Genomic DNA, 9,388 nt, shown 5'->3' on the forward strand with positions numbered 1-9,388 from the left:
CGCTGAGACAACGATGCCGATAGAAAAAAATGATGGACAGGAGGCAAATCGGACTTGCGTCAGAACAGAGTATCTACAGCTCGGGCAATTGCAATATTCAGACAGCCTCTTTGGCCTGCTTTCGACCATGGCACCGACAGCAACTGCCCATCAATTGACACGACCAGCAAAGAGAACGGGGGCCGAGGCCCCCGTTTCTCACTGCATCGCGCAAGTGGCTCGGTCTTAGAAAGTGGCCATCAACAACTTCCCCCCTTTCGCAAAGGGGGGCCAGGGGGGATTTCGGGCGGGATCCTTCGCATCGGGAAACAATTGATGGACACGCTCTTAGAATAGGGAGACCTGACCACTGATGCCGTTCTGCGTCTGGCTGACCCCGCTGATGTTGAAGCCGCCAGTCGCGCCGCCTTGGTCGACAGCGACCGATTGGCTCTGGGTCAGCTCATGCGTGCCGAGATCGAGCGTCGGGCTGTTGAAGTAGCCGAAGAAGGAAGCGACGTCGCCTCCGGCAATAGCGAGGCCGCCGCGCACGCCGCTCATGGCGGCCTTGTCGAGGGTGCAGTCAGCCGTCAGGTCTGTGATGGTCAACATGGTTTTCTCCTTTCTCTCTTCAGTTCTTAGATCAAAGGGTCTGGATCAAAGGGCCTGGGTCAAAGGGTTCAGGGTTGGCTGGTTTAGGCGACCTGACCGGCGATGCCGTTCTGGGTCTGATTCGAGAACACCAGGTTCAGTCCACCGATGTTGCCGGATTGATCGACCGCGACGCCTTGGCTCTGCAGCAGGGCGTGTGTGCCAAGATCGATCTCGGGGGCATTGACGATCGCGGTGCCAAACAAGGCGTCGAAGTCGCTCAGGGCGAAACCGCCGCGGACGTTGCTCATGGCCGCTGCATCGAGGTCGTGGCGAATGGTGAGGTCGGTGATGGTCAGCATGATGTCTCTCCGAATGCGCGTTGAATGATTCTGAAGTCGTCGCGCCGTCGTTGCGCTTGCTGAGGTTAAAGCAGCCACCATGCCAACTTTCGAAAACGCGCCGCGAGGCCAGGTGGGACAAGGCTTTTGTGGATGCGCCTTATGGGGGCAAGGGCCGAAAGCGGGTCGCTTTGTTTGATAGTGACAAACAGAGTTCCAAAAAGTGTTGGCAAATACCCCCACCAAGACCCTGAGAACGGTTATCCCCGCCCCCTGTGATCAGGGCTGTGGATAAGCTGTGCGCGACGACGCCAAGGTGTGATCAGCCCTCAGAAACCCGTCGTCCGATCGAGTTTTGACCACCGGGACTGCGCCATCGACGCGGCCGATTGGCGGCTGTCTGCGGCAGTCCTCAACGCAGCCTCAGTCCCACCAACTCAAGAGCGGATTGCGGGCTCGGTGGAGGCCGGCATACGCTCGTCCAGCGATGCGCACCAGCTCCCAAGAGCGCAAGCGCTCACTTGGCCGAAAGGGGCTCGGCAGCTGGGGGCGCCTGAGGTTGCAAAGGCATCAAACCGCATCAACCCGGCGACGGGCTCCTGGACCGAGCCCAGTGCCGGGATGGTCCTCGTGCTCGCCGATGAGCCGGCGATAGTGCTCGGGCAGCGGCGCCGGCACTTCTGGGGGTGGCATCCCTTCCCGGCGCGGCCGCAGGAGCGTCGGTGTCCGCGCTAACCCGTCGACCCCGTCGAGCAATTGCGCCCGAATTTCGCGGGCAAGCACCTCGGCGAGCAACGAGGGCACGGCATTGCCAAGCATGCGCTGCACCTCACGCTGTCTCGCATTGAAGCGCAAGGCATCCGGGAAGCTTTGGATGCGACAGAGTTCCTGCGGGGAAAGATGGCGACTCTGCCAATGGAAGGGGCCGACCGCCGGACCCGGCTGCGCCTGGATGGTCCAAGCAGGGCGGTTCTTGGCCAGCTTCAGCAGGAATGACCAGAAGCGTGTGCGCCATCCGAAGATGCGCGCTCCGCCGCCACGGCACGTGTGCCAGAGGTAATTCTCACCCTCCGGGATGGTCGGCAGCAGCGCTGCCCACTTGCCGCGCATCGCCAATGCGGGATCACCGAGATCTTGCGGCAAGTCTCCGAGCGCATCCCATGCCGTGCGGAGCGGCTCAAGACCCTGACTCAGCAGGTCGACCTCGTCCCCCTCCGCATGCGAGGGCGCGGGGAAACGAAAAGGCGTGCCGTCGCGAGCGCCGACGAGAAAGACACGCTCGCGCATCTGAGGCACGCCATAGTGCGCTGCATTGAGCTTGGCAACGGACGGGGAGTATGAGGTTCCCGCGCTGCGGTTGATTTCATTGATGCCATCAAGTAGCAGCCTGAGACCCTCGCGCTTGGCGCTGAATGCCAGCCCGGGCACATTCTCGAGCAAGAAGGCACGCGGGCGGCTGTCATGCAGCACCCGCAGGTATTGCTCCAGCGTGCTGGAACGCGGATCGCTCAAGCGCTTGGTCTCGCCGCTGACCCAGAAACCCGCCTTCGAGAAGGGCTGACAAGGCGGCCCCCCGATGAGAACGTCGGCCTCTCTGACCTCGAGGTCCGCCGCATCAAGGATCTGCTCAGAGGTGAAAGCGTGGATGTCGCCGCGCAGCACCGGCCAGTTGGGCCGGTTCTCGGCGAGCGCAGCGCAGCACACCGCATCCAGCTCGACTGCTATGCGGGTCTCGAAACCTGCCGCCTCGAAGCCAAAATCCAGGCCGCCTACGCCCGTGTATAGGCTGATTGCGGTCGGCATTTGCTGCTCACCCTCCTCTCATCAAGCTCCTTGCCGCAGTCAAGGCAAGGTCCAGCCGCATTGAGTACGATCGCGGCATCATACGCGGCCTGTGAAGGGTCACCGAAGTGCCGTGCACTTGCCCGGAACGCGGTCTCCTGCTCGATGTTTGTCTTTCGTGGACAGCGCACCAAGATCCCCTCCCGACGTCATTCATCGCGGGCGACTCGTAAACAGCGCGGACGCCGCCTTACCCTTGGGAGGAGCAAAATGTTACGCATCATCGCCGGACTGCTCGGTTTCTGTCTGCTGGCACTCGCGCTGGAGGGCCAGGCCAGTGAGACACCCAATTTCGGCGCTCGGCTCGAGCGGTTCGACTACCCCTATCCCGTCGCGTTTTACCGCTTCGAGTCCCAGGGGCAGCCGCTGGAGATGGCCTATCTCGATATCGCACCACCGAATGGCAGCGCGAACGGCCGCAGCGTCCTGCTGCTGCACGGTAAGAATTTCTGTGCCGCGACCTGGGAGAGCGTGATTCAGCCACTGCACGAAGCCGGCTTCAGGGTGATCGCGCCGGACCAAATCGGCTTTTGCAAATCCTCGAAACCACGCCACTATCAGTTCAGCTTCAATCAGCTCGCAGCCAACACCCATGCGCTGCTCGAGTCGATCGGCGTCGAGCGACCCATTGTGATGGGCCACTCGATGGGCGGCATGCTCGCGGTGCGCTACGTCTTGCAGTATCCCGACGCCGTCGAGCGCCTGGTGCTCGCCAACCCGATAGGGCTCGAGGACTGGCTGGAGAAGGGGGTGCCCTATCTGACCATCGACGACTGGTATCGAGGACAGCTGAAGACGAACGCGAGCGCCATCACCGCCTATCAGAAAGGCACCTACTACGCGGGCGAGTGGGAGCCCCGCTACGACCGCTGGGTCGAGATGCTGGCGGGACAGTTCGCAGGGGATCGTGATCTCGTGGCTTGGGAATCGGCACTGACCTACGACATGATCCTGACGCAGCCCGTCGTGCACCAATTCGGCGACATCGCCGTGCCAACACTCCTGCTGATCGGCGAGCGGGATAACACGGCAGTCGGCAAGAAGGCCGCACCCGAGGCCGTCGCGCGCACCCTAGGCGACTACCCCGCGCTGGCCCGTCAGGCGGCGGCGACTATCCCGAACGCCACGCTGGTCACTTTCCCAGAGCTGGGCCATTCCCCACAGATCCAGGATCCGGCGCGCTTCAATCGCGCGCTGCTGGATCACCTCACGGAGGATGCGGACGAGCCCCTCGGCAGGCACTAGCCGCGCCCCATCGACCCATGCACGACCTGATACTGGGGATACTGCTCGGGGTCTCCGCGGGCTTCGCACCAGGACCGGTGCTGACGCTGGTGATCTCCGAGACGCTGCGGCATGGCGTGCGGTCAGGTATCAGAGTCGCCATCGCCCCCCTCTTCACCGATCTCCCCATCATCTTGGTGACGCTACTGGTGCTGTCACGCCTGTCTGGACTCGACGCCATCCTTGGAGGCATCTCGATCGCGGGCGGCCTCTTCGTCCTATGGATGGGCGTCGAGAGCCTCCGTGTGGAGGGGATGGATCCGCAACAGGCGTCGACACCACCCCAATCGCTCATCAAAGGCATGCTCGCGAACGCCTTGAGTCCGCACCCTTACCTCTTCTGGCTCACGGTCGGCGCCCCCATCACCACCGAGGCGATGCAATCGGGGATCGGCGCAGCTGCGCGCTTCATCGTCAGTTTCTACGCCGCCTTGGTGGGCTCGAAGATCCTGCTGGCGCTCATCACCGGCAGGTCGAGAGCCTTCCTGGCTGGACGACTCTATCGCAACATCCTGCGCCTGCTCGGGCTGATGCTGATCCTGCTAGCATTCCTCCTCTTCCAAGACGGGTTCGAGCGGCTAGGAGCCTGTCCGACTTAGGGGGATCGAAGCGAGGAAGTGGGAGAGCGAGGCCATTTCGTTCCGGTTTTGAGGCGCATAGTGGTTCTATGTCACGAAAAAGCGGGGCGAAAGGGACCCTTCTCCCGATTCCGCAGCCGATTCATCCTAAGTCGGACAGGCTCCCAGGAGTGATCGCGGCGATCCGAGCGCCATAACGACGCTAGCGACGCTACTGAGCGGCGGGCCAGACTCGGCGTATGCCTGGCCTCGGCCCCTGGCCCTGTCGGCCTTGGAAGCAGACGCGGACGCAAAGCATGATGGCAGGCGATGGAGCCGGGGCCGATGCGGCGAAATAGATCGGTAGGATGGGCAAAGTCCGTACTCTGGGCTTGAACGCAACCGCGACGCCAGACGGACGTGCCCATCTTGCAAAACGCTGAGCTGGGATGATGGGCACGCCCCTTAGAAAGGGTCCATCAATTGTTTCCCGATGCGAGCGATGCCGCCCGAAATCCCCCCTAGCCCCCCTTTGCGAAAGGGGGGAAGTTGTTGATGGACGCTTTCTTAACCCTCGGCACTCCCAAAGAAGCGCATCGCCAGGGCTTTGCCCATCGGGATCGGAACTGCGGGTCTGTTGCTTCCCGGAAATCGCCTAGGCTGGGCTATCCCGCCCGAGCGAGCGCCGCGAGCGCGTAGAGCCGAGCCTCGGTGAGGCTCAGGAGCCAGCCGTCGACCTCGACCAGATCACCACGGATATAGTCGTTGCGCAGCTGGCGCTCAATTCGAACAAGGATGCTCGCTTCGTCTGAAACATCCGTCCGCAGCCTCTCTTGCAGCAGCGTGCGCAGGCGTGCGAGATCCGCCTCCTCGGGGTGAGCCACGAGATAGGCGCGACCGAGGACCGCGGCCGCCGCCCGGTTGGAGACGACGTCCAGGAGCGGCTCGGTCGCCGTTTGGGCGGCCGATGCGGTCTGTGGAAGACCGCGCAACAGACCGGCCGCCAGGGTCAAGGCCAGCAGCTCACGACGGGTCAGCCGGAGAGCATCCGCCCTGTCCTTTGAATCATGGCCTGAGAATGCGCCTTTGGTCATGCGGGCAGCCCCTTCAAATGGTCGGCGAGACGATAGGCCAAGGCGAGGATGTTCAGGGTGGGGTTCGCCGAGCCTGCGGTCGGAAAGACCGAGCTACCGGCGACATAGAGGCTGTCGAGACCGTGAACGCGGCAGTCGCGGTCGACGACACCGCGCTGCGGATCATCACTCATGCGCGTGGTGCCCATGTGGTGATTGCCGCCAATGACAGACTCAGGCCATTGACCGTCATCCGCCACCTTGATCCGGAGCCGACCGACTCCGGCGGCGGCAAGCTCGCGTCCCAGTGAGCGGACATGGGCAACGAAGCTGCGCCTGTCCTGCTCGGTCAGCCGCCAGTCGAGGCGGATCTGGCGCTGCCCCAGGGCATCCGTCGTCTCCGCTAGGGTCACACGGCTGTCGGGATTCGGCACCGGCTCGCAGGCGCAGCCGATCCCGAGCCAAACGCCCGCGTAGGTCGGATCCGCCGCATCGACGGGGCCGGCACCATCGGCCAGGAAGCGGCGGGCCGCCTCGAGCATGTCCAAACGAGATCGCGCCTGGGTGTCGTCAGGGCCCAGACCAGCTCGATCGCCGCTGTGATAGGCCCCGGCAACGCCCGTCGTGAAGGAGATGTTCAGCAGTCGCTCACGGCGCAGCACCTCGGGAGTCGGGACGTAGGCGACCTGGGCGTTGCGCCCCTCCACATTGACCCGACTGCGATAGATGCTCGGCAAGCGACGCAGATCCGCGACCACGAGATCGGCGAAGTTGCTGACATGCGGATGCTCCATGAAGAAGCGCCCCACCACGTCGTTCTCGTTCCCGAGGCCCGCGGGCATGACGTCGTTGGACAGGAGCAGGATGCGCGGATTCTCGAGTCCGCCGGCCGCGAGCACATAGCGCGGCGCGCGCACCTGGAGCCGGCGCCCGCTCAGGGTGCGGATCTCCAAGTGGCTCACCGCGCTGGCCGAGGGCAGCGCGGCGATCTTGGTGACGTTGGCGTGGAGGAGCAGGGTCAAATCCGGAGAGGTGCGCAGCTCCTCACGATAGCGATCGCCAAAGCGGGTCGGCGGGCTGTACTGAAAGAAGCGATTGCTGATGCGGCCCGCCGGGAAATCCACCAAGGGCTCGCCGGTGTGCTCGCGCCAATAGTCCGCATCTTCAAAGCGGGCCGGGGCCACCTGGACCGCCTCGCTCGCAGCCTCGTAGTAGGGATCGAGGGCCTCGCGGCCGAACGGCCAGCCGCTGTGCGGCACCCAATCCCGAACCTCGAAGTCGATCGGGTCCAGCGGCCGACAAAAGCCGCCCCAATGCCCGGATGTGCCGCCCAGGTAGCGCAGTCGGCTGCCGGCGAGCGGATAGGCGATGCCGGCATTCTCACCTTGATACAACGCCTGGGTATCGGCTTGCGGCGACAGCCCGCCGGACTCGATCAGGCAGACCCGCCGACGCGGCCCGGCCATGGCGCGGGCGATGGTGATTCCAGCGGGCCCGCCACCGATGATGGCCAAGTCCGCCTCCAACAGCCTACCGTCCTCAAGATCATCTGCATCGATCAGCACGGCTCCCTCAGCTCCTGAACAATAGTGCCCCGGATCGGGGTGCGCGGATGCTATTCCCGACCTGGATTTACCGCAAGCAGATGTTCGCGACGGCCAAGCACAGCGGTCGCGACCCTGGTCCAGGCGGCCTCAGTCATCGGCGGTCAGCATCCGCTTCCCATACCAGGTCAGGCCGACGACCGCCAAGACCCCGACCAGCACCAGCGCGACGGCACGCAAGTCCGCCTTGCTGATCAGGGACATCAGCCCCTCGGCGAAGACCGACATGGCCAGGATCGCTGGCGTCATGCCGATTGCCGTACCAAGCATGAAATCGCGCAGGCGCAGATGGGATGCCCCCGCGAAGAGATTGATGACGGCAAAGGGCGCAACCGGGACCACACGCACCGTCACGATGGTGAGGACGCCATGGCGGCGCAGACGTTTACGCAGGCGCTCCAGCCCGCCGCTCACCATGCGTTCGACGGCGGAGCGCCCGAGATAGCCACCTATGCCGTAGCCGGCGAGCGCCGACAAGAGCGAGCCGGCCAAGGCGACCGTTGCGCCCATGAAGGGACCGAAGACAATCGCCGAGACCAGGATGAGCAGGGTCACGGGCACGGCGACCACAGCCGCCGCGACGAAGCCCAGCAAGGCAATGGGCGGCCCCCAGAAGGTGTCGCTCAGGTCTTTGACGGCGCCGGCGACCGTGCTGGGATCGAGCCATTCCCCCAAGGCCGTCCAGCGCCAGGCCACCGCCAGTCCGACGAAGAGCAGAATCAGCCCGACGCCGAGGATGACGCGCCAGCGAAGGTGCGGGACCTGCTCCTCGCCCCCCACGGCCAGGTCCGCCAACAGCTCCGCATCGAGGGGACGGTCCGGGTCGATGAGGCGCTCGTCCGGGAGCTGGCGATCCCACTCGGGGTCGATCTCCTGGTCCAGCTGGAGGAGTCGGATGTGCGGCTGCCTATCTGCGGCAGCTTGCTGCTCGCGCAGGGCTTCTAACGCATCGATGAAGCCTTCGCCGCGCTCGCCTGCTTGGGCCTCTCCCTGGCCAACCCGTTCGGCATCCATCGCCAAGAAGATCCCGAGCAGGCGATGACGCAGGGCGCGGATCGCTGCGATCTCTTCATCGGTCTCGCCAAGGACACAGAGATCGCACTCGCTGTCGAGTCCCATCGACCGGTTGCTCAGATTGGAAGAACCGATGCGCAACAGCTTGTCGTCCACGATGGTCAACTTGGCGTGGACCATGAGGCAGCCATCCGCGAGCCCGGCGACATCCGGATAGTAGACCCGCAAACGCCCGTGCATATCCGCCTCGCGCAGCCGCTCCAGCATGCGCGCGCGCAGGATGTCCATGGTGTGCTGCTCCAGCCAGGCGCCGGTGCGCTGCGGCAGGATGATGATGACCTCCGGGCCTTGGGCGCGCGCCAAGGAGGCGCAGAGCGCGTCGCCGACGGAGCGCGACGTCAGGTACTGATTCTCCAGGTAGATCAGACGCTCGGCGCACGCGATGCTGTCCAAATAGAGCTGCTCGATCTCGCGCACCTCGGGACGACCCTCAAAGGCGGGCAGCGTCCTGGCGATGGCAACCTGCTGATCGCGCAGCATGACGGGAACGCCGTCCGGCCAAGCATCGGCGTCAGAGGCGTCCTTCGGCGGTGCGATGCGAATGCCGGTTGACCAGCACCAACGATCCAGGAGCAGATCGGTGACGGCGGCCGCTGCAGCCCCGTCGACCAGCATTTGCAGGTCATGAAAAGGCGGATAGGGGTCGCCGTCCGGATCGATACGACGCTCGTCTTCCGAGGAATGGGCCGTTGAGTCCCAGCGCCACTTGCTGAGATCGAAGCCGCCGCAGTAGCCGATGGTGTCATCGATGGCGACCAGCTTCTGGTGCTGGCTCGCCGTGAGTGGGTGTTTGTCATCCTTGCAGAAATGCAGGCGTGGATGCGCCTCCCAGGGATTGTCCCCCAGAAACAGCGGCTCACGCTCCAACGCATAGATGGATGCGTAGTCCCAAAGCAGGACATAGACTGTGGTGGACCCCAAGTCAAGGACAGTTTTAGCCAGAAATTAAGTTAGTCCGCCTCTGCTATTGCAGCCGTTTGTGGCTGCCCGATGTTGCCGCTAGAACTCGTGGTGGTGTTGAGTGACTTACCCCCCCGTTTCTG

The 9,388-nt window shown here is 64.0% G+C and carries 8 protein-coding genes; 2 read left to right on the forward strand and 6 right to left on the reverse strand.

Annotated features, from left to right (window positions below):
* Positions 1-327: 327 nt before the first annotated feature.
* From G3480_RS23625 to G3480_RS23635, 3 genes are all read right to left on the reverse strand, one after another.
* On the reverse strand, positions 328-591 hold the full coding sequence (locus G3480_RS23625) for a hypothetical protein (protein ID WP_164656686.1): 264 nt from the start codon (positions 589-591) through the stop codon (positions 328-330).
* Between the two features lie 83 nt (positions 592-674).
* On the reverse strand, positions 675-932 hold the full coding sequence (locus tag G3480_RS23630) for a hypothetical protein (protein ID WP_164656688.1): 258 nt from the start codon (positions 930-932) through the stop codon (positions 675-677).
* Between the two features lie 549 nt (positions 933-1,481).
* A complete protein-coding gene (locus tag G3480_RS23635) occupies positions 1,482-2,714 on the reverse strand; it encodes a DNA cytosine methyltransferase (RefSeq protein WP_164656689.1) in 1,233 nt (410 codons plus the stop codon).
* 249 nt (positions 2,715-2,963) lie between these two features.
* On the opposite strand from G3480_RS23635, the gene G3480_RS23640 reads away from it, so the two are divergent.
* Together G3480_RS23640 and G3480_RS23645 are read left to right on the forward strand one after the other, a co-directional pair.
* On the forward strand, positions 2,964-3,998 hold the full coding sequence (locus tag G3480_RS23640; RefSeq protein WP_164656692.1) for an alpha/beta fold hydrolase: 1,035 nt from the start codon (positions 2,964-2,966) through the stop codon (positions 3,996-3,998).
* Positions 3,999-4,015: 17 nt separating this feature from the next.
* Entirely contained in the window at positions 4,016-4,636 is a 621-nt protein-coding gene (locus tag G3480_RS23645; RefSeq protein WP_164656693.1) for a LysE family translocator, read from the forward strand.
* 623 nt (positions 4,637-5,259) lie between these two features.
* On the opposite strand, the gene G3480_RS23650 is transcribed toward G3480_RS23645, so the two are convergent.
* From G3480_RS23650 to G3480_RS23660, 3 genes are all read right to left on the reverse strand, one after another.
* Entirely contained in the window at positions 5,260-5,688 is a 429-nt protein-coding gene (locus G3480_RS23650) for a hypothetical protein (protein ID WP_164656695.1), read from the reverse strand.
* Positions 5,685-7,232, reverse strand: a complete 1,548-nt coding sequence (locus tag G3480_RS23655) for a GMC oxidoreductase (RefSeq protein WP_164656697.1) — start codon at positions 7,230-7,232, stop codon at positions 5,685-5,687. The genes G3480_RS23650 and G3480_RS23655 overlap by 4 nt, the downstream gene beginning before the upstream one ends.
* 129 nt (positions 7,233-7,361) lie before the next feature.
* Positions 7,362-9,266, reverse strand: a complete 1,905-nt coding sequence (locus G3480_RS23660; RefSeq protein WP_240906015.1) for a VTT domain-containing protein — start codon at positions 9,264-9,266, stop codon at positions 7,362-7,364.
* Positions 9,267-9,388 lie beyond the last annotated feature (122 nt).

It is taken from the genome of Thiorhodococcus mannitoliphagus (assembly GCF_010915725.1).
GTDB classification, from domain to species: Bacteria; Pseudomonadota; Gammaproteobacteria; order Chromatiales; family Chromatiaceae; genus Thiorhodococcus; species Thiorhodococcus mannitoliphagus.